General features: G+C 46.7%; 25 protein-coding genes and 2 pseudogenes. 5 read left to right on the forward strand and 22 right to left on the reverse strand.

Annotation, left to right across the window (positions count from 1 at the left end):
- Position 1: 1 nt before the first annotated feature.
- The 3 genes from WMW72_RS23225 to WMW72_RS23235 are packed head-to-tail and all read right to left on the reverse strand — an operon-like array spanning position 2 to position 3,110.
- Complete coding sequence (locus WMW72_RS23225) at positions 2-820, reverse strand: response regulator transcription factor (RefSeq protein WP_341417965.1); 819 nt, start codon at positions 818-820, stop codon at positions 2-4.
- A gap of 37 nt (positions 821-857) precedes the next feature.
- Positions 858-2,279 carry a glycosyltransferase family 2 protein gene (locus WMW72_RS23230; protein WP_341417966.1) on the reverse strand — a complete coding sequence of 474 codons (1,422 nt, stop codon included), beginning with the start codon at positions 2,277-2,279 and terminating at the stop codon, positions 858-860.
- 15 nt (positions 2,280-2,294) lie between these two features.
- On the reverse strand, positions 2,295-3,110 hold the full coding sequence (locus tag WMW72_RS23235; protein ID WP_341417967.1) for a hypothetical protein: 816 nt from the start codon (positions 3,108-3,110) through the stop codon (positions 2,295-2,297).
- A 960-nt stretch (positions 3,111-4,070) separates the two neighbouring features.
- On the opposite strand from WMW72_RS23235, the gene WMW72_RS23240 reads away from it, so the two are divergent.
- Together WMW72_RS23240 and WMW72_RS23245 are read left to right on the forward strand one after the other, a co-directional pair.
- Entirely contained in the window at positions 4,071-4,397 is a 327-nt protein-coding gene (locus tag WMW72_RS23240) for a helix-turn-helix domain-containing protein (RefSeq protein WP_341418100.1), read from the forward strand.
- A 385-nt stretch (positions 4,398-4,782) separates the two neighbouring features.
- On the forward strand, positions 4,783-5,541 hold the full coding sequence (locus WMW72_RS23245) for a glucose 1-dehydrogenase (protein ID WP_341417968.1): 759 nt from the start codon (positions 4,783-4,785) through the stop codon (positions 5,539-5,541).
- Positions 5,542-5,702: 161 nt separating this feature from the next.
- Here the strand turns inward: WMW72_RS23245 and WMW72_RS23250 are convergent, their stop codons facing one another.
- From WMW72_RS23250 to WMW72_RS23265, 4 genes and pseudogenes are all read right to left on the reverse strand, one after another.
- Positions 5,703-6,380 (reverse strand): TetR/AcrR family transcriptional regulator, encoded by a 678-nt coding sequence (locus tag WMW72_RS23250; RefSeq protein ID WP_341417969.1) that lies wholly within the window; start codon positions 6,378-6,380, stop codon positions 5,703-5,705.
- 1 nt (position 6,381) lies between these two features.
- Positions 6,382-7,005, reverse strand: a complete 624-nt coding sequence (locus WMW72_RS23255) for a hypothetical protein (protein ID WP_341417970.1) — start codon at positions 7,003-7,005, stop codon at positions 6,382-6,384.
- Between the two features lie 54 nt (positions 7,006-7,059).
- Positions 7,060-7,483, reverse strand: a pseudogene (locus WMW72_RS23260) (GrpB family protein).
- Between the two features lie 148 nt (positions 7,484-7,631).
- Positions 7,632-8,546, reverse strand: coding sequence for an ornithine carbamoyltransferase (locus WMW72_RS23265; RefSeq protein WP_341417971.1), 915 nt, complete (start codon positions 8,544-8,546; stop codon positions 7,632-7,634).
- 309 nt (positions 8,547-8,855) lie between these two features.
- On the opposite strand from WMW72_RS23265, the pseudogene WMW72_RS35655 reads away from it, so the two are divergent.
- Positions 8,856-9,164 (forward strand): annotated as a pseudogene (locus WMW72_RS35655) (NUDIX hydrolase); the annotation flags it as partial.
- A gap of 129 nt (positions 9,165-9,293) precedes the next feature.
- Here the strand turns inward: WMW72_RS35655 and WMW72_RS23270 are convergent.
- Positions 9,294-9,863 (reverse strand): SF0329 family protein, encoded by a 570-nt coding sequence (locus WMW72_RS23270; protein ID WP_341417972.1) that lies wholly within the window; start codon positions 9,861-9,863, stop codon positions 9,294-9,296.
- Between the two features lie 321 nt (positions 9,864-10,184).
- On the opposite strand from WMW72_RS23270, the gene WMW72_RS23275 reads away from it, so the two are divergent.
- A complete protein-coding gene (locus WMW72_RS23275; protein WP_341417973.1) occupies positions 10,185-11,597 on the forward strand; it encodes a PQQ-dependent sugar dehydrogenase in 1,413 nt (470 codons plus the stop codon).
- A gap of 18 nt (positions 11,598-11,615) precedes the next feature.
- Here the strand turns inward: WMW72_RS23275 and WMW72_RS23280 are convergent, their stop codons facing one another.
- Positions 11,616-12,179, reverse strand: coding sequence for a cupin domain-containing protein (locus WMW72_RS23280; protein ID WP_423227586.1), 564 nt, complete (start codon positions 12,177-12,179; stop codon positions 11,616-11,618).
- 248 nt (positions 12,180-12,427) lie between these two features.
- On the opposite strand from WMW72_RS23280, the gene sigJ reads away from it, so the two are divergent.
- On the forward strand, positions 12,428-13,288 hold the full coding sequence (gene sigJ / locus WMW72_RS23285) for an RNA polymerase sigma factor SigJ (RefSeq protein WP_341417974.1): 861 nt from the start codon (positions 12,428-12,430) through the stop codon (positions 13,286-13,288).
- Between the two features lie 66 nt (positions 13,289-13,354).
- On the opposite strand, the gene WMW72_RS23290 is transcribed toward sigJ, so the two are convergent.
- The 13 genes from WMW72_RS23290 to WMW72_RS23350 form a co-directional block, all read right to left on the reverse strand.
- The gene (locus WMW72_RS23290) at positions 13,355-13,735 is read right to left on the reverse strand and encodes an SDR family oxidoreductase (protein WP_341417975.1); all 381 of its coding nucleotides are present in this window, start codon (positions 13,733-13,735) and stop codon (positions 13,355-13,357) included.
- A gap of 35 nt (positions 13,736-13,770) precedes the next feature.
- Positions 13,771-14,229: a carboxymuconolactone decarboxylase family protein gene (locus tag WMW72_RS23295; RefSeq protein WP_341417976.1), complete on the reverse strand. Its 459-nt coding sequence runs from the start codon at positions 14,227-14,229 to the stop codon at positions 13,771-13,773.
- Between the two features lie 298 nt (positions 14,230-14,527).
- Positions 14,528-16,012: a YcdB/YcdC domain-containing protein gene (locus WMW72_RS23300; RefSeq protein WP_341417977.1), complete on the reverse strand. Its 1,485-nt coding sequence runs from the start codon at positions 16,010-16,012 to the stop codon at positions 14,528-14,530.
- A gap of 38 nt (positions 16,013-16,050) precedes the next feature.
- Entirely contained in the window at positions 16,051-17,388 is a 1,338-nt protein-coding gene (locus WMW72_RS23305; RefSeq protein WP_341417978.1) for an ABC transporter substrate-binding protein, read from the reverse strand.
- An 80-nt stretch (positions 17,389-17,468) separates the two neighbouring features.
- Positions 17,469-18,254 (reverse strand): hypothetical protein, encoded by a 786-nt coding sequence (locus WMW72_RS23310; protein ID WP_341417979.1) that lies wholly within the window; start codon positions 18,252-18,254, stop codon positions 17,469-17,471.
- Entirely contained in the window at positions 18,229-18,792 is a 564-nt protein-coding gene (locus WMW72_RS23315) for an RNA polymerase sigma factor (protein WP_341417980.1), read from the reverse strand. The genes WMW72_RS23310 and WMW72_RS23315 overlap by 26 nt, the downstream gene beginning before the upstream one ends.
- A 418-nt stretch (positions 18,793-19,210) precedes the next feature.
- Positions 19,211-20,938 carry a WD40 repeat domain-containing protein gene (locus WMW72_RS23320; protein WP_341417981.1) on the reverse strand — a complete coding sequence of 576 codons (1,728 nt, stop codon included), beginning with the start codon at positions 20,936-20,938 and terminating at the stop codon, positions 19,211-19,213.
- Between the two features lie 2 nt (positions 20,939-20,940).
- Positions 20,941-21,570, reverse strand: coding sequence for a hypothetical protein (locus WMW72_RS23325; RefSeq protein WP_341417982.1), 630 nt, complete (start codon positions 21,568-21,570; stop codon positions 20,941-20,943).
- A 22-nt stretch (positions 21,571-21,592) separates the two neighbouring features.
- Complete coding sequence (locus tag WMW72_RS23330; RefSeq protein WP_341417983.1) at positions 21,593-22,306, reverse strand: DUF4274 domain-containing protein; 714 nt, start codon at positions 22,304-22,306, stop codon at positions 21,593-21,595.
- 4 nt (positions 22,307-22,310) lie between these two features.
- Complete coding sequence (locus WMW72_RS23335; RefSeq protein ID WP_341417984.1) at positions 22,311-22,610, reverse strand: hypothetical protein; 300 nt, start codon at positions 22,608-22,610, stop codon at positions 22,311-22,313.
- Positions 22,611-23,331: 721 nt separating this feature from the next.
- Positions 23,332-24,393 carry a suppressor of fused domain protein gene (locus tag WMW72_RS23340; protein WP_341417985.1) on the reverse strand — a complete coding sequence of 354 codons (1,062 nt, stop codon included), beginning with the start codon at positions 24,391-24,393 and terminating at the stop codon, positions 23,332-23,334.
- Between the two features lie 174 nt (positions 24,394-24,567).
- The gene (locus WMW72_RS23345) at positions 24,568-25,473 is read right to left on the reverse strand and encodes an ATP-grasp domain-containing protein (protein ID WP_341417986.1); all 906 of its coding nucleotides are present in this window, start codon (positions 25,471-25,473) and stop codon (positions 24,568-24,570) included.
- Between the two features lie 180 nt (positions 25,474-25,653).
- The gene (locus WMW72_RS23350; protein ID WP_341417987.1) at positions 25,654-25,863 is read right to left on the reverse strand and encodes a hypothetical protein; all 210 of its coding nucleotides are present in this window, start codon (positions 25,861-25,863) and stop codon (positions 25,654-25,656) included.
- Positions 25,864-26,836: the final 973 nt, after the last annotated feature.

The following is a 26,836-nucleotide window of genomic DNA, read 5'->3' on the forward strand; positions in this document are numbered from 1 at the left end:
GTTAGAATTCTCCCTTATATTCATTTTTTTGAAACAATCTTTTAATGCGAGCTTCCAGCTCGACCGGAGAAAAGGGCTTGGTCATATAGTCGGAGACACCCATGTCAAACGTTCTTTTGATGTCGTCTTCCAAGCGTTTATTCGTGAGCACCATCATTTTACTGCTCTTGCCTTGTTCACTATCCTTAATTGTACGAATCAGGTGATAGCCATCTACGATCGGTAAATTGAGCTCTACAATCACCAAATCCGGCTTCAGCTCCTTGAATTTGGCGATTCCCTCTCTGCCGTTGTAAGCAAAGTGAACGATATAGCCTTTTTGGCATAAATAAATATTCAAGAACTCATTAATTGTCACGTCATCGTTGACCACCAGGATGCGAATCTTTTCCTTGGAAGCCAGCGCTTCAGCGTTAAATATACGAATTTCGCCTAGATTTCCGGCATCCTTACTCATCTCATCCTGCATCTCTTTGAATAGCTGCAAAGCCGAATTTCCATTCTCAGGGAAACTGGCGATTAAGATTTGTCCAGCCAGAAGATCACGCTGCTGCAGGTAATCCTTAACCAGAAGAGATTGGAAATGGGCAAAACTTAGATTCCGATCGGCCAATAAAATAGCCAAAATTCCACTTTCGTAATCGTAATAATATTGGGAAACTAACTGCGAGCCTCCTTTTCCAAAGTAAGCTTTCATCTCCTGCAAGCGAACGTCGCCGATCTCTTTGGCCCCAACTAGAATGATCCCGCAAGGTAATTGATTGACCTTGTAGTAGGTGAGAAACAGCTCAAGTGCATCCTGCAGCTTTTGAGACGGCATTTTTTCGATCGTATTCGTATTGATAGTAGTTCCCTCCTTAAGCAGTCGTTTTTTTATCCTGGCTAAAGCTGGTTCTGGTCATCGTTCCCCAAGAATTGTTGTTCCGTAGAAACTCAATATGTCCGAGGAATCTCCAAACCACTCCCAGTTGTTGATACCCTAAGAACATTAGGATAATAAAGAACAGCATCTTGAAAGTATCCTTCATGCTTGGATAACGCCTAAACGCAATTTCTTCGAGCAGCAACGATCCGACGCCAAGCATGATTCCATAGAGAATATTCAATAAACTATAGACGACCAGTATGGGCCAAGCCGTTAAATCCAGCGAGACGTATCCAATCAAGGCCAACAAACCGATAAATCTGAAATACGGATTCAACGTTTCAAAGATAATGTTGCAAGGAAGCGTTAATAGCCCTATCACTTTATACTTCGGATGGAAAGTCATCTTTACGCCATACTCCAGCATATTCTTGAGATTCCCGCGTCCCCATCGCCTTCGTTGGCTGCCAAGGATTCGCAGCGAATCGGGAGCTTGCGTCCAGCAGACAGCATCCGGACAATAGGCAACACGGTAAGGCAGCTTCTCCTCCAGCATATACTTATGAAGCTTGATAATAATGTTCATATCTTCTCCGGGATATCCCCCGCGGTACCCGCCTACCTTGATCACATAATCCTTTCGGAACACCCCGAAAGCTCCTGACACAATAAGTAATCCATTGATGGAGCTCCAGCCGATTCTCCCTCCCAGGAACGCCTTTAAATACTCGACAGTTTGAAGCATCGGAAGAAATTGATTGGGCAGATGAACTTTTTTGACGATGCCGTCTTCAATCTCGCAGCCATTGGCGATTCGGATAATCCCTCCGACTGCTACTGTTTCGTCTGGATTTTCCATGTACACTCGTGCAATGCGAATGAGTGCATCCTTCTCTAACAGAGAATCCGCATCGATGGAAGCGATGAGTGGATAATGGGAAAGATTAATGCCGGCATTCAGCGAATCAGCCTTACCCCCATTATCCTTATCGATTAAGTATAGATTTGGGTATTGCGGATTGTGATAGACCGCTCTAACGGCCGCCGTTCCCAAACCAGGGTCACTCGCTGTCCGATCTGAAAGCTCGAGTTGAAATTCACTAACCAGGATGTCCACGGTGGCATCCTTCGATCCGTCGTTGATGACGATAACCTCATACTTCGGATAGTTCAGGGCCAGTAGAGATCGAACATTCTCGATAATGGTCAGCTCTTCGTTATACGCCGGAACCAAGATGGATATAGGCGGGACATGCTCAGAACCGTATAAGGCCTTAAACTTGGAGTAAGCACTGTTCTTAATAATCGAGTAAATTTTCTTAAATGAGAACAACAGAATAGTTAGATACAGACTATTGATGAATACCACATAATAGGTAATAAATACCCCAAATCCTAATAAGATGTCTTTCATGATGTCTCCCTTCCACTAAGACTGCGCAGACTTGGTGTATGGTTCATTCCGAGATAATCGGTGACTCGCTTGCTGCTGACGCTTGTTACGGAGCAACCGACCTGTCTGAGTCCGAAGGTGATCATCCACTTGCTTCTCGTCATCCTGTACCATGGCATAGTTATCGCTGTACAGCAGCTTGCCGGCTTTCATCCGTATTTCCTGATTGCCAGATCCGAGCAAACGATAAAGTCTAGGAGCCTGGCTCGGAACGACGTGAGCAGGAAGTCCTGCGAGTGCGATATGGACGGAGTCGCTGTCTTCTTGATTCAGAAACTTCAGCATGAACGGGGTGCAATCCATCTCCGATTCCGTAATGATATCAGCAACTAACGAGTGGAAATTTTTCCCGTACCTCACGACAAGCTGCACCATTTCTCTCAGATGTTCGACCTCGCTTGCACATTGCGCAATGGAACGAGCGACGATAAAAGCATTAGGTCCATACTTATTGCTCTTCAGCGTATTCATAAGCCCCGAGACGGCTTGGTCCGATCTCATCGCGCCCAAATGATAGATGGCATCGACCTTTATCCATGGAAGCGGACTTTGCAGACGATGTAAATCACGTCGAACCAGCTGCATGTCTTCGCATAGCTTGGTTAATTTCTCACGATGCGTTCCCTTCAAGCATTCGATCAGCTCGATCAATTTTTTTTGTACAACACGCCGTTCATGTTGATTTAATTGAAAGTGCGGCAGCTGTAATGGAGCTTCACTGTCGATATATGTTTGCAGATAGGTAAAGTAATCTTGGAGCTTGACCAGGCTCTCCTTTGTTTTTTTCTCCATCCAGCTTTTTCTTAGCTTAAGTACAAAAATAGATATTAAACAAATGGTTATCGTTGCAAGAATCACATAGACCATTCCTATGGCTACTGACAAGTTGGCTATCATACTTCATCTCTCCCTCCGTATCCTCTTTATGTTTTTCAGAAAATGCTCGTTCTCCTCTCCCTTCTCCTCGAAACCTCAGGATTCATTTCCTATTCGGTGATAAAATGTTAAGATCATGAATTAGAAATGCCCTTATCTGTTCGCTATGAGAAGAAAAATATCGAGCTCATTTCGATTTTGTTCCTTTTAGGGAACGAATCTGTCTCAATTATATGGTAGTCTTCTCGATATTTGGAATAGTCTATAAAACCCAATTGCTCCCATAGGATAAAAACGTTCTATGGTCCAGAGCCACACCTGTATGCACGCACTCCAAACCATGACTTCCGGTCTATGTAACTGTGGCTGCGATCTGTCGATTATATAAGCTGCAATATTCTGGAAAACCCTCTCCATTGGAGGAGATGACCGATTTTTATTGAAATAGATAGGATGGGTCCACTTGATTCTAAAGGAGCAGGCTCCGCTTGTTTTCCGAATCGTTCAACTATATAATTTCTTTAGCATTCTCTAAAATGGACATGTTGTCCTCAGATCCTATTGGTTCAGAGGGCCCTGGAATATGCGTCTTTCGATACAGCTCCAGCTGTACATCTCCAGCGAAAATCCCCCCTAATCTTGGAATAAATAAAAAAACCGCCAGTTATGGCGGCATTTGCAAGGTATAATATGGGACTATTACAAGGATAAGTATTTGGTGAAAATACAAACATCCCTTATAATAAATCCAAAGAAAGTATTTGCTACCATACAACCACACCCAGAGTGAGTCCGCAGATGCACCCAAGTACAGGTGCGATCCTCTCCCCTATGAAATACAAGATCGGAAATTCAGTAGAAAAAAGGTGTCTGACCATGATTGGAAAACGCATACGCCAGCTTCGTATAGAAAAAGGCTTATCTCTATCCGAGTTAGCCGAAAGCGCGGGCGTCGCCAAGTCGTATTTAAGTCGTATCGAAAGAGACATTCAACACAATCCATCTATTGAATTTCTTGAGAAAATTGCCTCTGTTTTTCATATAACGGTTGATGCCTTCTTGCAGAAAAATACGCATATCGACGAAAAGACCGAAAATGACTGGCATCATCTCATCAAGAAAGCCATCGATGCCGGGATTAGCATAGAGCAGATTGAAGAGTTTCTGGATTACTCGATCAGCCGTTTGAATCGGAAAGAATAGTTCTGCCTGAAGGGACTTCTCCGGCAGTGCCGCAACGCTCCAAACTGCTTGCCGTGCCGGTCTCCCTCCGTGACTCTGTCGTGCGTGACTCGACAAGCTGCCAAGCGAACCCGGCCACAATCCCCCAGCTCCGTGGAATTAGGGGATTTTTTTTGTTGACTGCCTGGGCTTAGAGACACAAAACTGAACACTTGCACCGTAATTGTTGGAACTCCAACATATTGCTCATTCCTGTTTGTTGTAAGCGCACTCATGTCATTTTAAAATTAAGAGGTAAGTATTCATCCTTTCCGCAATCGCTTGCAGAAAGCGGTAAGGGATTTCACTGATGGTTTCTCGTCGTGAAAGAACTTTCCCATCATTTCGTACAAGGAGGATAATCTACATGAGCAGATTAGCGGGAAAAGTAGCCATTATTACAGGTGCAGCAGGTGGTCAAGGGGCAGCGGAAGCGAGGCTGTTTGTTAAGGAAGGTGCTAAAGTCATCGCGACGGACTTGCAGTTGGAGCTGCTGCAAAAAACGGTGGCTGACATTCATGAAGAGTACGGAGAGCATGCCATTGCCGTTCAGCACAATGTAACGAGCGAGGCGGACTGGAAGCTCGTTATCGAACAAGCGATCTCGCATTTTGGGAAAATCGATATACTGGTTAATAATGCCGGGATACTGGGGAAACTAAGCGGAGACGTAGAGGAATACACGCTCGATGAATGGAACAACATGATTAACGTCAATGCAACTAGCCAATTTCTAGGCATGAAAGCAGTCATCGGGGAAATGAAGAAAAATAAAAGCGGTTCGATCATTAATATCTCTTCGATCGCGGGTCTGGTTGGCCGTCAGGGCGGCGTGCATTACCAAGCATCGAAGGGTGCTATCCGGATTTTAACCAAGTCGGTAGCCGCTGATGCGGCAGCACACGGCGTTCGCGTCAATTCGGTTCACCCGGGGACGGTAGCATCGCCGATGTCCAATGCCATTCTTGCAGCCGATACGCAAAATTTGTCCGCGGCCCGTATTCCGCTCGGACGCGTTGCAGTTCCGGAAGAAATTGCTTATCCCGTTCTGTTCTTGGCGTCCGATGAGTCCAGCTACATTACCGGTGCCGAGATCGTCGTGGACGGCGGAGAAACTTCGGTATAAGGCAAGAGCGGGGCGGGCAGCGGTAACAAGCTGCTCCGTCAGCCTTCCCTTGCGTAGAGCTTACCGCTTACCAACGTCTTCAGACATGTACTCCCTATTTACGGTGGAGATCACATGTCCCGGAGGCGTTTTTTTGAATGCCTGATTGTTTCAATAGCCGATCATTTCGAGCTGCTAGGCTTCTTCCTCATATGAGTAATGGGCAAAATCGAGTTGCTATGGATCTGTTCACACAAATATGCGGCCGTGCATGTAAAATTCGTTAACAGCCAATACTTAATCAAACTAACTGTCGACGAAATATGAAAAATGACACTCATTTCATAATCCAACTTCTGATCTTGCTGATCCTTGATAAGGATGATCTCGTCTGTAAACATGGTCCAAAGCAGCTTTTCAATGCGATCGAACAGGCTCGGTTTGAATGAGACTCGGGCCAATGCCAGAAATAACTGCTGATGGCGCTCGATGTGCTGGCAAATCAAGGACGTCATCTGGATACCTTCATGGACCGAGATTTGCTGTTGATGCTTGAATGGCTCGCGCAGCGCTTGTGCAATTCCGCGCAATGCATCATGAAACATATCCTCCAGCAGCTCTTCCTTGTTTTTATAATGAAAGTAAAAGGTGCTCCGGTTATAGTCGGCGCGATCGGTTATTTCCGAAACTGAAATGTTGTCGGGCTCGTTGCTTTTCAAAATCAAGCTGATATAGGAAGTCTTTAAAGCATGATTGGTATGTAGATGCTTTCGGGATTGACGAGTGGTATCCATATTCACAACTGCCCCTTCCACTTGAAATAGCACTCGAATGGATGTTGCGGCTCGCCCGCGATTCATATCAGCTCAACTTCTTAATTACCTTCTCCACTCGCTTTCGTTTTGTATCTTTTTCAATATCGTCGAGTCGTGAGGAAAGCGTCTCTAGGAAAAGATCTTTGTTTTTATCGTTAACGATGGACATTGCCTTCTCCGCATACATGGGAAGTTGATTTGTCGGACTTCTCTTAAGCTGTTCGATGAGTAAGGTGAATGCATGATCAGTATATAGTTGGACCGAACAAAGTTTAATCAGGATACGGACTCCGTGATCTTTGGTGATTACAGATCCTATGTCAGCAATCTCGACAATCTTTGCAAGTGCTGCATAGATGACTTCCGGATCTTCAAGAGTTATCGCATCTAGAGCTGTCATAGCCCCCCATACAAGTCGATTGTTCCCATGATCCAGCAAGGTTATGAACTCTTTGCTGTATTCAGCAATTAAAGAAGGCTTGAGATCACCAATTTCATAGAGCACTTTTATGCAATCGCTTTGAATGTTCTTGTCCTTGTTATACAAGTGATCAACGAGTTCTTTCACAGCTTCTCGATCATCTCGGCCGGCAATATATGTCGCCAGCTCCTGATTAGGACCTTCGTCTTTGCGGTTGAGTGAAGTTGCTAATTTGTCGATTATGGTCATTTTTTTCTCCTTTGGCATATGAAATAATATTTGCACTTTACTTCAAAAAATCCATTACTCCATATTGAACCCTAGTCTTTTCAATATGGAATTAACAAAGTCGGTCTTTTTATCAGCGTAAGTATGCTTATCCTTGCTATGCGTCTGAGATAGTTCTTCCTTCAGATCCTGATATTCCTTTCGAGCCCATTCATGCCGAATTAAATAATCTCTAAATGCAAGTTGTCTTAATAAAAAAGGGCTTCCTTCTTGGCCCTTGAACACATATATATCCATGCTGGAAATCATCTACTTCAATTGCAATATCAATGATTGGCTTCGCACTTAAATTCCTAACAGCCGTACTACCTATATGGTGAATTGCTATAATAAGCTCGCCAAGCTCTGTTTCAATTCTGTTCTTCTCTAGTAGAAATTCGGTTTCCCATTCCTCTGTCCAAGGAAGAAGGAACACTTCACCTTTAGGCAAACCAAGCATACTGCACCTCCAATTTTAATTAGTGCGGTTATTCTATTATAGCTCATCTTCCCCCAAACCAGGCCTGATGAATTGCTTTTATCCCTCGGTATTTAGACAGAAAAACCACCACTCCACATGTAGCTCAACCTCACCTGTCTATTTGTTTTTATTTATTGAGTAAGTATAGTAGCAGTGACTTTTGAACATGCATCCTGTTTTCAGCTTGTTGATATATAACTGACCTGTCAGTTTCAATTAACTCTTCTTCAATTTCGTATCCGGGATGAATTGGCATATCATGCATGATATAAGGTGAGTACCCTCTAAGGTTTTCCCTGTTCAACTGAAAGGGTAGCATTTGTTCAATTCTTCGATTCTTTTCATCTTGGTAATGACTCTCGTGAAAAAATTCCATATCGACCCATGTATCCGTATAAACAAAATTAGACCTAGAAACAGCTTCAGACAGATTATTTAAGTTTTCCACATAACCACTTTGGTATGCAGTCTGCATCAGTTCCTCATCCCATGAAGGGGTATTAATAATAGGGGTCACTAGCAGAAGCTTGATACCTAATGAGATACAGCCTGCTACCAATGAATTTGCTACATTGTTATGTATACCGACATAAGTAATGGTTATTCCCGAAAATGTTCCTGAAATCTCATAAACGGTCATCAAGTCTGCTAATGCTTGACATGGGTGATATTTATCGCAACATCCATTGATTACTGGAACTTTGGAGTACTTAGCTAATTCAAGTAAATCGGAATGTTTCTTTAATCTCGCCATTATCACATCGCAGTTCCTTGATGCATACTGAGCCTCATATTGTATTGGAGAAATACTGAAATTACTTGTGTCCCAATCCATCGTAACAGAATATCCACCCAATTGATTAATTCCAGATTGAAAAGATAAGTTTGTTCTAGTCGATGTCTTTTGAAATAGCATTAGGAGACCTTTTCTTTCGCAAGCATGGTCATATTTTTTTGGGTTCTTTTTTATCTCAATTCCCATTTGGATTATGGACTGAAGGGTATCTTTATTCAATTCTTTTAATGATAACAAATGATTCACGGGATCACCTCTTTTGTATTTTTATACAAATTTATGAATATAAATTCAATCTTATTGTAACAGTGAATATGTGTCAACTGTCTATTTTCAACCTCAATACTAAATAGAACGATAATGTACGCACAATCAATTTTCGAAAATATTTGGTGCAAGGGAAACGGCGATAGAATCTATTCAATCAGTGCTTTTCACATTCTGGGTTTATAGAGAAGCCTTGACAAGACGTTTATGGCGTAATAAAAGAACCACCCTAGTTCAGGAAAGCCTTTTGTTCAGTGTGATAACGAAGAGACATTTTATCGGTTTCCCGGTGGGGGTGTTGAATTCGGAGAAACTGCCGTCGAAGCGATAAAGAGAGAATTAATTGAGGAGTTCGATTTACAATCAGAAATTGGCTCACTAGCATGCCTTAATGAAAATATTGTCGAAATTGATGGAAAAAAGAGACATGATTGTACTATCCTACATTGGGGTTCAATTGATGACTCTTTATTTGCGGATTCATTAAACCATAACGAGCAACCAGGAATAAAATTGGTTTGGCGTACCTTTGGGAACCCGCATGCCATTTATTCACAAAAAAATACGATGAATAATTGTCGGACGAGAATCCTATGATGAAAATTCATGTAACAGCCCTTAATCTAGACTTGTACGAAACAAGCTAAAAGAGAGACAATCCGCCTCTCTTTAATATTTCCGCCAATACATCTCAACTATTAGTCATCCCTGACCAGTTATTTATTTTCATAAAGTACTAAGCCGCAGTTCATAAAAATACTGCACAATGGGATGCTTTAACTTCATCTTCTCGGCCATGTTTAAAATTCGCTTTTTTCCGACTCGTCTGTCCACCAAAGCTAAAATATTCAATAGGATATCATGGCTCTCTATGCTTTCCTCTATTGAGGTGGATAAAAACTTATTAGCGACATCGATAAAATTTGATTTACTTAATGATGATTGTGCCGACAAAAGTACCTTTGCATATTCTGATATTTTTCTGCTTCTTGCCATTACTTGTAGACGATCCTCTGGAACTATCCCCTTAGTATCTTTTCTGACCGCTTCAATTTCTTCGTGGTTGATAGGAATTTGGATATTTGAATCATTCTTAATTTCCTGCTCTGTCTGATACCATCTGATTAAGTTAGATGTATCACTCATATTGAGTATGTTCTTTTTATCTACCGTAATATAACAAAGTCCCGCTTTATCAGATAAATAACGGTAGCTGGTGGAGCTGTATTCGACCCTTCCATGTAACGCAGGACAGAGAAAGCTCTCCAGATTTTGTTTCAATTTGCTCCAGGCCATGTGCTCCTCCTATGTTCTATATGGATGACTACCTATTGAGGCAGTCATCCTATTATCCATCATACAATAAACAATACTCAAAAAGCCTGCTTTCTAAGCAGACTTTGTTGAAACATCTACCCTTGCCACCTCCACATACATGGGAAGCTAATTTGTCGGACATCTTCTAAGCTGTTCGAACCTTGCCGTCCACCGTCGGATATACGTACTTCACCTCGTACGGATGGTGCTTGACGTATTCGGCAGCTCAATTCCGTACTAATCAAACAGCTCTCATCATATTCTAATCCAAGATATTGATAGCCAGGAGGGATATTTTCGTTGAAAAAAGTTAATGTCAGGCTACGGCCTATTGTGAGCAGGATAAATATGCCTACGGTGTTAAAGACAACGATCCTTCCTGGTGACTCCATCGAAAGCCTATTTATTGCAACCCAGGTCGGGGAGATCTTTTACGTGAGAAACGGAGGCATAGGGACGTTTTTAGATATTCGCCGGCGAATATTAAAAATAGGCAGTACAAGTGGCGGATACGATGAACGTGGGCTGATTGGCCTGGCTTTTCACCCCAAATTCCACCAAAATGGTTTGTTCTATCTCCATTACTCCGTAGCAGGGACCCAAGGTCCGGTTGCTTTTTCTGAATCGTTTAAGCCTAACGCGTGCGATACCAGCACTTTAAACCTACAGTGGACCCAGAGGGACATAAAATATGATCATATTGATACCATTGAAGAATGGATGCTACAATCGAATGGGCAACCTCAAAGGCGGCGTACACTACTCAATCTAAGAAGGCCCTTTTTAAATCATAATGGTGTCAATAGCTTAAACTTTTCACCGGAAACAGGAAAACTTGTTCTAACGACCGGAGATGGCGGATCAGCCTTTGACCCTTTTAACTTAAGCCAAAACATGATGGAAATCGCGGGTAAGATCATTGAAATTGATGTAGGCATGCATACTTCCATGGATAATCCGTCTATAGTTTCACGTTTCGATGAGCTGCCCGTACCTATTCAGGAAATGCTTACCGTCATGGCCAAAGGGGTACGCAATATAACGGGCATTTCTTTTCAAAGGTTGAATCATACGTATATCAAATACATAGGAAATGTCGGCCAGGATCTGGCTGAATCCATCTTTTCATTCGTTCAATATAAACCGATACCCGTTACTCAGCTTATACAAGCTTCTATGATGAGTTCTGAACCTGACCAACAAGGATTGATTAACTTTGGCTGGCGAGGGTGGGAAGGCGATTTACCTACTTTCGTACTAAGAGGCTGCCCTGCCAATGCGGGGTTGAATGAGAAAAGTATGGCATATTTCGATGATGCCTTGAAAACCTCCGTGCTGCGTCTTCAGCCTCTAACTAGTTATTATCATGAAGATTCCCGCCCTGACAAGTTCAGAGGGACTGCACTCACAGGCGTTCAGGCCTATAGCGGAAATGAAATCCCCGATTTAATGGGAAGCGTCGTGTTTACCGATCTTGCTCGGAAACCATTACAGCCTCCTGTCAGAGGAGTTTTAGCTTATACAAGAATAACTGCAGATTGCAAACAAAGTGATTACAATATGATTGAAACTGATTATAATTTTGGGTCCCAATCCGCTTATTATGTGAGTTTGGGATCAAATCTGAATCAAACCCGGCTATACTTAGGGGTTTATGGCTCTATGAAAGTGGCTGATCCTAACCAAGGCACTGTTTATGAGATTGTTCCATAATAGGCGCTGCTCATATCGCTATTCATGGGATGCCATTGCTTCCGCTTTCGTTGTATGAACGGTGCCGAACGGATGCTCCGGCGGTGCATAAATGACGGATACCTTTAATGGCTTATTTCCGGAATTGGTCACATTGTGCCACTTTCCGGCTGGGATCATAATGGCATCATTTTCATAGGCAGTAGCCTGGAAGTCCAGCTTATCTCGGGAGTTCCCCATCTGAACAAGGCCTTGCCCCTCTTCAATTCGAATAAATTGATCCGTATGAGGATGAATCTCCAAACCTATATCACTTCCCACAGGGATACTCATCACGGTTACTTGGAAATGCTCCCCCGTCCATAATGCGCTGCGGTACGTGTTGTTCTGTCTCGCTGCTTGTTCGATATTGACTACGTACGGTTCTTTCCCATGGTCCTTCCTTTCATTCCGATACCAGGAGCTGAACCGCTCATTGGCATAGCCGTGTGGGTATACCGGGAGATAACCCGTTACGTAATAAGGATATGTTTGCGTTCGATACGGCTGATACAGCGGCCCATGGTAGTGGGGATACGTTAGATTCCTGTATGCTTGAGGCATAGCATGCATCTTCTTGATCATTCCTTCCATAATGAATACTTCATCATATGCCTAGTGTTGGAAAATGCATCTTATCCGAGGCAGAATGACATAATATGCGTTACCGGTTAAGCTTGCATGATATAAGGGGAGTACCCTTTGAGGTATTTAGATTTGGGGATGTCACAAAATCACCCCGTAACTCGTTTAATATCCAAGGCCTATCTTGCATGAGGTTAAATATATGGGAACCGATCGGAAGTGAAGACATGAAGGAATTGTATCAGAAGTATAAAGGACCGCTCTTTAAGCTCGCCTACCAGCTAACCGGATCTGTTACTGACGCGGAAGATGTTGTACATGATGTTTACTTGAAAATAGTCGATGTACCACCGGAGAAGCTAACACAACCTAAAGCTTATCTTTGTAAGATGGTAACGAATCGCTGTCGGGATTTGCAAAAATCGGCGCGTAGGAAACGAGAGCAATATTATGGGGAATGGCTTCCAGAGCCCCTACACAGCAGGCATGACGATGCGATGGATGCGGTCGTCCGCGACGACCTGCTGTCCTATGCGATACTTGTTCTGCTGGAACGGCTATCAACAACGGAACGTATCGTATTTGTGCTTCGAGAAGCGCTTGGCTTTGATTATCATGAAATCGCCGAACTGGTGGAGAAGAGCGAAGTGAACTGTCGTAAACTGTTCAGTCGGGCCAGCGCGAAGATGGGGATTACATCTGAACAACTTGTTCGTTCGGAAGGAGCCCCACCGGAGCTCGTCCATAGCTTTCTGAATGCTCTCAAACAGGGTAACCTCAATCAAATCTTAACCATTCTGGATAAAGAAGTTGTCCTTGTCTCCGATGGAGGAGGCAAAGTCTCAGCCGTTGTCGAACCCATCTCTACAAGTGATCTTGTTGCACAATTCCTGGTTGGTCCATTGCGCCTGGCATCAATGATCGATGGAGTTCATATCGAGGTCGTTCAGATGAACGGACAGCCTGCATTTGTTCTTCGATCTAGCGAAGGGATTCATACCGTCGGGATATTCCATGTAGAGAAAAATCGAATTCGTAACATTTATATGGTCCGAAACCCGGACAAGCTGAAGCACGTTGGAGATTGAAACGAAGCACAAAGAACCTTCGCAGGGTTCTTTGTGCTTCCGTTTTGATATCGATGCTGTTAGAAATCAACCTTGCGACTGGCTGAGCCAATCATTGAAGTGCGTTGATGTGATGTAAGCGTCACTGCTTGTCGGAACGAGAGAGTGCTTGTTCAATTCCGCGCGGAAGTACAGAGCTTTGTCATCTACGACCACCTGACGATTGTCCTTTTGAGCGCTTAAGAAAGAACCGACGAATTGATCGAGTCCCATCCGGTAACCGCTCTGGAGAAGGCCCTCGGTGCCAACAACCGATAAAGCAACATGGTGTCCCACACCAGCAGCTGCTTCGGCGGCAAGAAGATTTTGAGTTGAGCTCTCGAAGAATTCCAATACGTCCTTGTCTTCAAATGAAGGCGAATTCGATACGTCGACGACAACCTGTGCGCCATTAAGCGCCTCAGCCAACCCCTCCCTTAAAAAAGCACACCTGCTCCTACAGCTCAGCTCAAGCCGGCTTTAGTCAATCCAAATGCTGCGTCAGCAGAACCCGGTACGGTCTTGAAGGCGACGTTAACGCGGTTCCAGGCATTGATCGCCATGATCGAGAAGGTGAGATCTGATATTTCTTTAATGGACAATTGTCCGTGAACGCGGTCATAGATGTCATCCGGTACACCTTGCTCCGGCAGCTTGGTCAGAATCTCGGTCCATGCCAGCGAAGCCCGTTCTCGTGGGCTAAATAACGTTGATTCGCGCCAAGTCGAGATGTGGTATAGGCGCAACTCGCTCTCGCCATGGATCTTGGCCTGTTTGACATGCATATCCAAACAAAATGCACATCCATTCATTTGCGAAGCTCTGATGTGAACGAGATCGAGGATTTTCTCTTCAATTGAACTTTCCTTCTCGGCATTGCTAAGTTCCATCATTTTTTTGAAAAATTCTGGTGATTGTTGCATGTAATTTATACGTTGTGCCATAACTACACTACCTTTCTTTTCTACAACATGATTTCTATTTCATCCGCCAAAGCTTAATTAGCCGTACCTTTCTGGCTTTTCCTCCTTTGTTAATCGCACACGTGAATATAACGATGATGAGATTCATTTTGTGACATTCTCGACATTGACACGAAGGATTTGAGTACAACACGATAATGAATCAGCAGTTTGCATACATATAACGATGCTGCTTATTCATCCGTGACAAAAGGGCAGCTAGAAACGGGAAATAAAAGAATAATGAAAGATTTTGCCGTTAATAAGCAAGAAACCGCGTGCCCATGCTGGGCGTACCCATATACGCGTCCACATAAGAATCGGTGTTGATCCGGTACACGAGCACCGGCTTATCGGAAACCTTGCCGTCCACCGTCGGATATACGTACTTCAGTTCGTACGGATGGTGCTTGATGTATTCGGCAGCAGCCGACTTGGCCGCCACAAACCCTTTCGGCTTCGTCAACGATAGCGGCGAGGCCGTATGGTTATACGCCAAGTAGCTTACGATAGCTCCGCTTTGCTTATCAATCCCTACCTGGTAATACTGGTCCAGTACGGGGATTCCATGATGCACAGGATGGAGCTGGAACGAATATTCCGTGCTGCCAAGCGGAGAAGCCTGCATGCGTAGTACCTGAACTTCCTTCACGCTTGAATCCAGATACGCTTGCACGAACTGCGCGGCTTTCTCTTGCGCTTTTTCCTCGGAATATGCGGCCTGCTTAGTTGTTGATTCGTTATAGCCCTTGAAAAGAGAATAAGAAACCAACTGGCCGTCTTTTGTTTGGACACTGGCATTGCTGTCGTCTCTTCCTACGGCCGAATAGAGCAATTCTTCGCCACTCTCCGGCCCCGCTTCGAATGTCAATTCCATCCCGAAATGCTCGGCAACGAGCTTTGACACCTCTTTCGGAGTATTCGCAGACAAGCTCTTGCCTCCAGCCTTGACCGGAATCAGCGGAGACGTATACGATTCGACCATTTCCTTGCCCGTCTTAGCGTCGATGATGCCGGAGAACATAGCCGCATAATTCAGTTTCCCGTCAGACGCAAAACCTAATTTCATAAAGCCCGTCAACGCTTCCTCCACCTGAGCCTTCGGCAGCGCGCTCGAAGGGTCTGGGAATTGCTCTTTGTCCGCATACTTTCCTTGGGAATGCCCGGCCTCCTCGATTCTTGCAATCGCTCCATCCGCCGTTACGGTCACCAAGTAACCGTCTCCCTCGACCTTCAAGCCATTAACGACACGCGAGAAATGGGCAGCCTTTTGACCGAGTACATTGGTTCCGGCCTTATCCTCCATCTTATACCCGCCGGCATAATCGCTTCCCAGCCACTTCTTCATAAACCCGTCTGCCTTCTCCTTCATCAAGGTGTCGGGCACGCTGTCGCCTATGGGCACATTATTTACAAGCGAACGAAGCCGGCCTTTTTCGTCTATGGATACGAAATCAAACATGCGTACCGATTGACGCGAGAAGTCATCGTCGAAAGTAATGACGAAGCTTGCCCCGGCCGTGTGCGGCTCGACACGCTGCTGTTTGGACGCAAGGTGCGGGAACAGCGTAAGCAGCTTGTCAAGCGACTGCTTGGCCGCATCGTTCAATTTCGCTGCTTGCCGTACATTTGCTGCCGCCTTCAGACTTGCCGCGGACGCATGCTGAAGGAACCCAACCGAGGTTACGGACAGAACGGCTGCCAGTACGGTTGCGGTAACGATCATTTTATTCACTTTTTTCATCGTAGTATCCTCATCCTCCCGAAATGTTTATAAACATGCTATTGTGTAGGGGTCTTGTCCTTCTCAGCCACAATGGACTGATCCAGGATCTGTTGCCCTTGCCGTTGAATGGTCTTAAGCGCCTTATCAATCGACTGGCGTCCGTCATAGGCGTCCTGAAGCTCCTTCTTAGCCAACGCCTCGTAAGGCATATAGAAGCTTTGCGGTATTTTCCCGCCCCCCTTCGGCGCGTCAGGATCCGGTCTCAAGGCATAAAAGGCTTGCAGGCTATGTCCTTCCATGTCTTTCAAGTAGGCGGTCCTTGACGGCATGGCTCCGTACCGCCACACTTTGGATGTCGCACTCGCATACGTATCGCCGTTGAAATAGCTTACGAATTTCCATGCGTCCTCCACGTTTGCGGCATTTGCCGCAATTGCAGTCATGCTTTTGATCCAGAGTTGGTTTCCGACATCCGGCTTTTTCGGGTCGACAGGCACCGTCACGATATCCCATACCGGCATCTGATCCTTGAGAACGTCCTGGGCTCTCTTTAATTCTCTGAGAAAATCGCTATGGCCAAGCGCCATCGCCGTTTTCCCGCCGATGAAAGGATGCTGCTTCATCTCAGCGCTAGTATCCATACCCGGTGTGTGCAAAACCTCTCCCGAAAATAACGCCCCCGATTTCATCGCGCCGAAGGAGAGTTGGTACACGTTTTTCCATTCGCTCGTATCCATGATCATTTTCATCTTATCTTGGTCGACCGAAGCCAGGCCCATATTTCTCCCTATCTCCAAACCCATGTAATACGGATGAACAGCGTATAATCCTAGCATAATTCCGGCAGTCCGATCTTTGGAATCGCCTTTACCGGAAGAAAAACGCTGCGCAAGCTGCATCACCTCCTCCCAGCTCATTCGATCTTTCGGATAAGGAATACCCGCTTTGTCGAACAACGTTTTGTTATAGTAAAGCGCCTGACTGCTGAAATGCGGCGCAAGCCCGTACAATTTCCCTCCGCCCATCGCTTTAACCGTATCCAAAACAGCCGGTACAACGCCTTCCAGATTAAACTTGTCCCTCTTGATGAGCGGGTCAAGATCGTACAGCAGCCCGTCCTGGGCATATTGTTCAAAAACATCGCTTTGATCCAAAATGAACACGTCCGGCTTCTTTTCCTGAATATATCGATTCATGTCTTTCGGGGAAACTCCCCTCGTGGGGACAACCTCCACCTCAAGGTTCGGATGCTGGGCGGCGAACAACATACCGAAATCCTCATAGTAGGCGTCTTCGCTATCATACAGTACTTTAAGAGCTGTCTTTTTTGTCGATTCCGGGCTTCCGGTTGCTTCGCATCCAACCGTGCCAAGGGCGAGCATTATCGTTAACATCAACCAGATGAAACGTCGCATGTCCAATCATTGACTCCAATCTGTCGGGGATTTTATATCATTTGGCTCTACCTCTCTAACTACAGCTTTAGCTTCTTACCGATATAAGCTTCGGCCAGCTTCACCAGTTCTTTCTTGGAGACTTTGCCGTCAAAGCTTAATCTAATCATCGTCATATCGTCCGACTTGATCTCCAGATCCAGAGTTGCCGTGTTGTTATACTCCCAAAACACACTCATGATCTGCTCGTCCACTTTGACGACCTCCCATTGTTCGGGATAATTATGCTCGATTCTTCCTTCTTGCGGCTCCTGTTTGAAGGACGTTTGTCTGACGACAATTTGCTCTTTTCCTTGCCCGAATACATCATAAAAACCGTCGACATGAACGTCATCCTTCTCCCAATGCTTGCCAGGGATTATAACCACTCCAAAAGTCCGGACAGGCTTCTTATCCGTATGAACCGGTCGCAAAAGAGGTGCGGGTAATTCCTTTTGCGCTTCTTCCAGCGTGACCTCCTTCCATTCCGCAGGACTTTTTTGCAGCTCATGATCTATAAGTTGTAGAAAGGTCATATGATCATGCCACGTTTTGACCGGCTCAGGCTCATATTTAAATTTTTTGATAACATTGCCGTTCCATTCAAACAAAATCGCTGTCGAACCGCTTGCCGTAACGGCGGTGAGGAAGAACAGCGCCAAGACAACAACCGACGCCCGAAGGCGAAACGAGGAGCGAATCGGCTTCTTCCCGGCTTGCTCGTATCCGCGAATCCTTTGCATCACTTTGGGGGCAACGTCGATCTCCTCCACTTGAGCTTGCTTGATGGCGCTAACGAGCTTATCGTAATTCGAGTCGTTGTTCATGACCTGTAACCTCCTCCCTTTGCGGCTTTTTTCCTCTTAGCTTCACCCTCAGCCGTTCGAACCGCTTGCGAACCGTCGATGCGCTTTCCTCCATCATTTGCGCGATCTCTTCGAATGAATAATCCTCAACCACTCTTAGAAAAAGCAGCTTTTTTTCCGGAACGGACAAGCCATGAAACCAATAGCCCAGCTCCGTCCCCATGTTCTCCGCATATACCTGCTCCGCACTTCTAGCTTGTCCGGTCGGGCGAAATAACGGAAGCAGATGATACCATCTCCTTCTTCGCTTCAGCAGATTGCGGCAATGATTTTCCGCGATCTTGTGCAGCCAGGCCGAAAACGACTGGGCCGGATCGAACCTGTGCAAATACTGGTATGATTTGAAAAATATATCCTGCGCTGCATCCTCCGCCTCCTGCCGGTCTCCCAGTAAAAACAGACAAAATCGGTATATTTGCTGCTCATACTTCCGGATGATCGGTTCGAAGCAATCGACGTCTCCTTGCCGAACCTGTTGAATAAGGGCGTTGATCTCCACAATGACCTCCCTCTTCTTGCAATCCTATTACGTATACAATCGGTGGCTCCGTTATGTGACATCTGTTTAAAAATAATTTGCGGTTTTCAGAATAATCTAAGGAGATGGGCTCTCGCTGGATGCAAGAGGCAGCGGAAGTGTGGAAGCAGGTGCGGGATCAGCCAGGATAAAAAGCTGCATTAGCCAAAGCTGGTATCCGATTATCAGCATCGAACCCGGCCCGAGTCGGAAGACGGCGGAAAAACTTGAAGCAGCTAAGCGTTGAGAGGGGATTGGGGGATATATACGGGTGAAGAAGCGACTTCACGACGTCGCCGGGGAGCAAAGCTTCGTCCCCGCCGCCCACCGAAGACTAGGGGCTCCTCTTCTGCGGTGAGGTCCTGGCGGGATGCTTTGCGGCTTAGTGCCAACTGAGCGTTCAAATAAGCCGAATCTTAGAACCAAAGCTAATGGCAGCCATACCCGCTTTCGGCGCAAAGGACACCGTGTTGCCGATCAGATATGGAGAGTAAGCCCATTGATACGGATCATACGTTTGGATCAGCTCTCCGCTGCCATATTTCCGGACTTGCAGGACAGGAGAAGCATAGACCCACATTTCATCCCGTTCTTCATCCATCCAGATATGCTCCACGTCCACCGCCACGCGTTCAATCGACATCTCCTCCTCATCATAGCCGGTACCATATCTGACGATGCTGGACGGAGTATTGTGCCTATAGCGAGCCACCACCACGCGGTCCCGTGTATCTAATCCTAGCGCGCAGCATACTCGGCCTCCAGGCAGCGGGATGTCCCCGGTGCGGCTGCCGTCTGCCAAACAAATAATCCGAACAGAGTCACGGGCGGCGTAGAACAGCTTTTGGCTATCCCCGCTGAAAGCAATCGTCTGCGTCATCCCGACGCGCGAAGGCAGACCGAGCCAGACGAAGCCCTCTTCCTCGTATACGCATTGTCCGGTCTGCACATCCCATACCGTCATCCGCTTCCCGAATAAGCCGACCGCGAGCCGCTTTTCGTCAGGGCTCATAGCAATCGCTGCAATCTTGCTCTCATCGTCGAACGTGTGCTGAAGAACGATCTGCCCGCTGACACTATCGATGCAAGTGAACGTGCGATAAGGCTCCGGAATAGGATACCCGTCGTCGCCTTGTGGATCATAGCTGCTGGCAGTCGGTACGATGACCAGATACCTGCCAGTAGCGCTGAACCTTACATGGGTATATTCCTCATAGTAAGCATTCTTATCCAACTGCTCCCAATCCAGCCCGGGACATGCATACTCAGCAAGAAGCCTCCGTTCCTGCAGATCATATACCTTGACCAGGCCGACTGCTAAGCCGACGGCGAGATAACGGGAGTCCGGGCTAAAAGCAAGCCCAGCTTCTCCCGCTTTCTCTTGTTCATACAGCGCCTTATTGTCCGAAAAAGAGGCTGCTTCGCTACCGTTTTCTGTATGCAGCAGCTTTAATACTCCATCCTGATACATCACAGCCACCCATGTGCCTTCAGCGTTCAGCTCCAACTGCCTGATCGAGTCGTTATATTCGCCGATCTCGACAAAGGCCCGCCGCTCGCTGCGCAGCGCCTGGAAATCGAGCAAGCTTCTTGCCTCTAGTTGGAGGCTGAGCTCGCTAATCGGTCCGGGGAACAACGCTTCCTCCTCCGGTGATAGGTCGGACAACTTGCGCCGGGCGTCTATGACGTTGTAATCCAGGTAATCGGCCAGTGCCAGAATATATTTGACCCGCACCTTCCATAAGGGCTTGAGGCCACCATACGCCAATGAGCTGCCCAGGCTATGAAGCCCTTGCTTCCGGCCTTCCCATGGACCGAAAAGTGAAACGGCCCCTTGCAGCACAGTTCTCATGAATCGGAGATCTTGATCGAGGACCTCATGTTCTGCCGTGCCTGCAAGCATCGTCTCGAATCGTTCCGCAGCTTTTACAGCAATTTCGAACCGCTCGCCGAGAATAGCCGCTTCCGCATAGTAATAGAGGCAGCCGAGAGCTATTTGCCGCAAAGCAGGAGCTTCCAGGCTCCTAACATCCTCATGCCATACCGGGCCGAGCAAGTCCATGGCTTCCCTATGCCTCCCGGCCATGTTGTACTTCTTGGCAGTAACCATCCGTTGTTCCATTTCCATGCTTAGTCTACCTCGATCCTCGATTGCTTCAAATAGCTGTAAGCCTGCTTCAAAGGAATTTGAAGGTCATCTGCTATTTCCTTTACCTTCATGCCTTGCCCGCTCATCGACTTGATGGTCCGGATCACTGCCTCTTCCTGTTGCCGCACCACCCGGTAACTGGGAGCAAGCAGGCCTTTCCAGACATCCTCCTGGGCATATTCGTCCGCCGCCGTAATGTCTGCGACAACAGCATCCAGATCGGCGCTGGCCACGGGCACGTTCATCCGATCAGGTTCTTGGCTTGTCATCCTTAGCCTGACTTTGGCGATCGCCTCGATGCATTGTCCGATCGAACCTGCGATATAGCTGCCTGCCTCCCACTCCCCCATGCCGTGCATCAGATAGCTGACAGGCTGTCCGGCTTCCCCCGTGTCCACGATGATCGGGTCACCAGTAAGCTGGACAGAACCGATGACAATCCATCCCTGCTGCCAGGCTCCTTCTTCATCGGAGACCAAGGGAACCCCCTCCGTATCCACACGATAGCCGATTTGTTCGCGTTCCAGCTCTTCCGGAGCATATATTGAAATCCCGATGAATGCCGAAGCTCGGTCACATTCCGACTTCAGCTGCCTTAACTGTTGTTCCATGACAGCGTCGATGAGCATGTCCTTATGGCTCCTTCCGGTATCGATTCAATTTTTGCTGCAGCCCCTCGGCAAGCTCTCTCCAGAGTGCGTACTGCTCGGACTCTGCGAAGTCCCTCTCGTCTGCTTCCATCCAGTAATCCCCATCGAGCAGGTCGTACATATCCAGCAGCGAAATTTCAGGGCTGACTGGATTCCGGAATACGGCAATCATCGGCTCCGGTCCGTCGTCCCAATTGTAGTTATTCACAACTGCATGCAGCAGGACAGCAGAATCCAGCCTACGAATTTTGTCACACATCGCTTGCAGCGATGGTTCATATAAGAGATCATCCAGCGTCTCCCGCTCTTCCGTAGTCAATATCAGCCGTACCGCCCCGGTCGTCCCCAGCAGGAGATCGGCGATTTCTTTACTTCTGCCGCGCGCCGAATTCCAAGCCGTTGCCAAGATACCATCTGGAGAATCGAGCATGGCACCGGCTGCGAGGAGCCTTACGATTGCTTCTTTTTGATTGAATTTGACCGCCTTCTTCAGCGCCGTATCCCCAAGCCTATCCTTTGCTTCAAGATCGGCTCCCTGCTCGATCAGCAGATCGATGGCTTGAGCCGACATGCGATTGGTCACCAGCAGCATAAGCGGCGTTCTGCCACGCTCGTCCCGTTCATTCACATTGAGCTCTACGACCGCTTTGCGAACCGCCTCCAGATCTTTCGTCTTGCTGATGTCCGTCCAATTCATGACTTCAGGCCATTCCTTTCCTCATCTCTTCCAGCGAGCGGTCAAGCCAAGCTTCGTACCAAGTCAGGAACGTAAAGCGCTCTGTATTCCCCAAATCATGATCCGGATAAATCCCGCCATCACTCGCCCTGTCATCGACCCAAATTTCACCGTATGACAGGCCCTTTACCACCAGATTGATGGAAACGCCGCAGCCAAAATTACTGATGCGCAGCAGTCCGGCCGACTTGTCTGCACTGAAATAATCCTGTTCCAGCTCCTCCCGCTCGGCCTCGCTCATGCGCTCGCCGTCCCAATGAGCCATTGCATTCCATGCTTCTGTATACGGGAAATATCCCGAAACATCGGGTCCGCCTGTTTGAGCAATTCCAGCTTTGCCAGCATGCGTTCGATATGCCCCTGGTACACGAATGAATCTCCTCCAGCGTCAGTTTACCGTTAGTCTCGTTCCCCATCAATCCCAGTCCATATAAAACGTCGCCTTCAGCTTGCCTTCGCTGCAATCCGGGCAACTTAAATCGATAGGGGTGTTGTGCTCGATCGTTGTCTGTTCCATAATGGCTTCGCACCTTTTGCAATGGCAAACGTGCTGATACTGCAAGGTATCCGACTGCATCTCGATGTACAGTTCATTTTGGATGCCTTTACACAGCGGACACACATACATGGCCTCATAGGCGTCGAACGTCGTCGAGCCATCCTTCATGAATGCTCGGATCTGCCGTTGGAGTGCAGAGTCTTTGACAAACGAAGCGATCGACTCCAGGTATACGTAAGCAAAACCGATTCCTACAAATATGTTCCTTTGATAACGACAAGTATTGCATTCCAATTTGCATGCTTCTCCCATGTTCGTCCCCCCGTCCGATGTACATGTTATGTGCCCATCTGTGTACCTCCACACTGTTCTTTATTTGCTACAAGCATGCCCGATCCTTGCAGCGGGCTATCTTTCGAACAGCCGAAACGCTGGAAGAACCGGGCATGCTCCTTCTCCGGTGAATGTTACGACACAACGCTATCCTCTAGCCAATCGTAGATACCACATGGCCGTCCTGGTCTTTAATGTAGGTTTTGACGATTTGCACGTTCAGACCTTTGAAGGAGGACAGTGACAGCACGCCTTCCTTGGGCTGAAGCTTACGGGACAACTCGGTGGCGCTCGCCTCGTCGAGGCGGATGCAGACCTCGTCCTCGCCTTCTTCCAAGCCTGCGGCCTTTCCCGGTTCTAGGACGACAAGAATATCCGGCCCTGATAAGTTGAGCGACTTTCCTTTCAGAATGCGGCCTGCAAGCATCTTGCCTACAATCCCAGCCTGCTTGGCCCCTAGAGTAAGCACGGCCGGCGTTTTGCCAAATAGACGCTTCTTAGCCGGTTCCCAATCCAATTGATCCACATAGAGAAAGCCGGTGTTGGACCCGTCCTGTTCGATCCCTCTTTGCACCGCTTCCGCTACCGCAGGCGTCTGCAAGAAGGAATCACGCTCCAGATCCGTAATATAACGCGGCATAAGCTGCTCACAAGCTCTCAGCAGGCCCAGTGTATTCCAAGTCTGCATCGCTTCAAGCTCGCTGCCCGTGATGCCCACCATCTGCAGAAACTTTACCCTTCCATTGGGCGTGTCCGCTTCAGGAAGCTCAGGGTCCTCGATAAAAGCCAGCGCCGTCAGCTGCGTATCTGCCCCCTCACAGATCGGACCGTTGGCATCCAAGTAATCGCCCGACCGGAAGATATTCCCGCTCTTGAACACGTATCTCGCCATATTCTGCAGCAGGTTGAGCGCCCAGGCCGGAGGCTCCTCCTCTGTGTCCTCCCGTGCCAGCCGGAAGGTCAGCTCAAATCCGTAGCCGCTATGCTCGGCATCGTCTGTTTCCTTATCATACAACTCCGAAAACCCGTACGTCACAATATGCCAATGCGGCAAGGGCTGCTCCGCCTTGTATGCACTGAGACCGTCAAGCGGGTCCGGGCCTCCCAGCATGTAGGAAATCAGCGTGCCGTAATGCTTCGGCTCCTGATCTCCGTAGAGCTTGGACATAGCTTGATCAATGGCATCCCATCCGCTTGCTGTTGCTTCTTCGTTCATCGTGATTCCTCCATCCCTGTATATCGCTACTCTAGATAGCAGAATTTGAGTCCTTTTTTCTTGTATAGAACCTTTGTTTCCAGAAAAAAGGATGTAGTATATATCGTCCGTCATCATCTAATTTTGAAGAGGACAGGATGGGGAGTACGTTTTGTATGAACGAGGAAGCAAGCTCTAATTAGCCTGAACATCCAATATCGATTTATAAAAATGCTCCGGGTCCGCATGACTCGGAAGCCCAGAGACTTGCCCATCCCCAATCTCAATAACGGTCCATTCCCCGTTTATGGTTTTTGCAATGTCTATCGTAAAAAATTGGCTCTCTACACCCATTGCTAACTCAATAAACGATTCAAGCCCTGGAATACTCTGCCCGTAGACCGCCTCATCCCAATACTCCGCACACTGAATCAGCTTGTGATGAAGAAAAAACAACCGATACTCGTTTGCCAAAGGCATTCCGCTTTTCGGATGCTTGGCGAGCTGCTCCAGTTTGATAAACTCACGAACCACGATACCGCCGTTTAGCTCCGAGCCTTGACGATCCACGAAGTTTTGGATAACCGTTTGGACCTTCTGTTTATCGGAAGCATCAGGAATATAGCAGGCGTCCTCCCACTCATGTTTTCGGGACTTTACGTAATCCTTGATCATGACCGGTTTATTTTCAAAAATACGCATCTTTTCAAAAAGAGTGTCAAACCCATTTGAAAGTTCTTCAATTTCGATCCAAATGCTATGCGGAGTGTTCTGTTTAATCGCCTCATAAGAATAAGGAAAATAGTGACCATTTGTATATTCAGATGGGGAGTTTATCAGGAGAGCGTTTTTCTGTCTTAGCGCATCATATAGCTGCTCGTAATCACGAGGCTTCATCATCCATCCTCTGTAAATGAAGCTTTGCGGTGTTTCGAAGGTTGGAATCCGCTTAACGGCCTGCGATAGGCTTCCGTCCAAAACCGATTCCAGAGAAATCAAATAAACATCCAGCCCCAACTTGCGGGCACTTCTATATTCGTGCTCATACTCCATATCTACAACCTTGCTATTTAACGGATCGGAGCAAAATAAAATCTTCATCCGGTATCCCCCATAACATAAAATGATTTTAACCAAATCGTACCATATCTTGCTGTTCTTAAGGAGAAGAAATTGAAGAAACATATTACTATGTACAGCGTTTATATATGTTGTAAAACCAAACTTCAAATGAGGTGAAATATGAAAACATTAGACGGCCTCTAGCTTCCCTTAAGGAGGTTAGAGAGCCCCATGAGCAGAAGTGTAAAAAAATCGTCCGTATGGACAGACCACCGAACACCCGGAACCGTCTGGAGTAAACGGCAAGCCAGTAAAGCGGTTCGCCGCTTCACAGATGACGTTCAAAATGGCAAGTGGTATCGAAAGTTGTTTTGTTCCTGGTTTATTTGTGATTTGCGCTTTTTCAAAACTAGACAGCAAGCCCTTCACGAATGGGAAACATCCCGATGGCTGCGAAATAGGTTCCTAACTAAGTCGGAAGTCATGAAAGACTGGGAAAAGTCTTACCTAAGAAAATAAGTCCAAGCGCCGGTCAGGGAAGCCCGGCGCTTGGACTTTTTCATCTAGGCTTGCAAGGATAATGAAACAACGTAGCAATGCCAGGAATCGCATCCTCAAGTCCCTGCCGGTACAGCTGCACAAGCTCCATACGATGTAACTCCCAATACGCTTCTCCCCATGCTATAAAAAGGTCCCTCTCGTCTCCGCTCATGCTGAGTTTCACGACTTCATAGGCCGCCCGCTCTCGCTCTCGAAGCCTTACTAGCTCCTCTTCCTTTCCTTATATTGACTGAGGTGCTGAAGCATGCGCGCCATTAAGCCATGCCCGTTTAATACGGCATGGCTTCATTGTTTGAGCATATTACTTTAAGGCTCGCAATTTAATAACGTGAAAACAACTTCTTAGCGAATACTATAACGAACATTTAGATCAACGTATACGTATTAAATTTCTTCCTTGTATCCTTATTCGAAGAAAAACTAGACATTCCTGGGGTCCCGCCAACATTTTAACGGCGAGCAGGCTGAGTTTCCGTAACAAATAGCGCTTTACAGGAATCATCCCGGCTCTCCAAATATCTTTTTATCCAGATTTTGCATTCGGTCGTAAAATAAATCTCCCTTTGCTTTGCCCCTTGCCATTCAAAATGGCTGAACAGTTTTCCAAGTTGATGTCTTCAATATCTAGTTTCTACACTTCGCCAACACGGCAACCCGTACTATAAAGAAATTCAAGCATTGCATACTCCCGTGGTGATTCACAAGAAATACTTCGATGAATGACATCTTCTTCAATCAAAAATTTGGGAATGCGCTTATCTGTTTTTGGCTCTCTCAGTTTTAGAGCCGGATTCTGTGAAATATGGCCTTCTTCAAATGCAAACCGAAAAAGGGATCTCAC

The sequence above is a fragment of the Paenibacillus filicis genome (assembly GCF_038070315.1).
In the GTDB taxonomy this organism is placed as follows: domain Bacteria; phylum Bacillota; class Bacilli; order Paenibacillales; family NBRC-103111; genus Paenibacillus_G; species Paenibacillus_G filicis.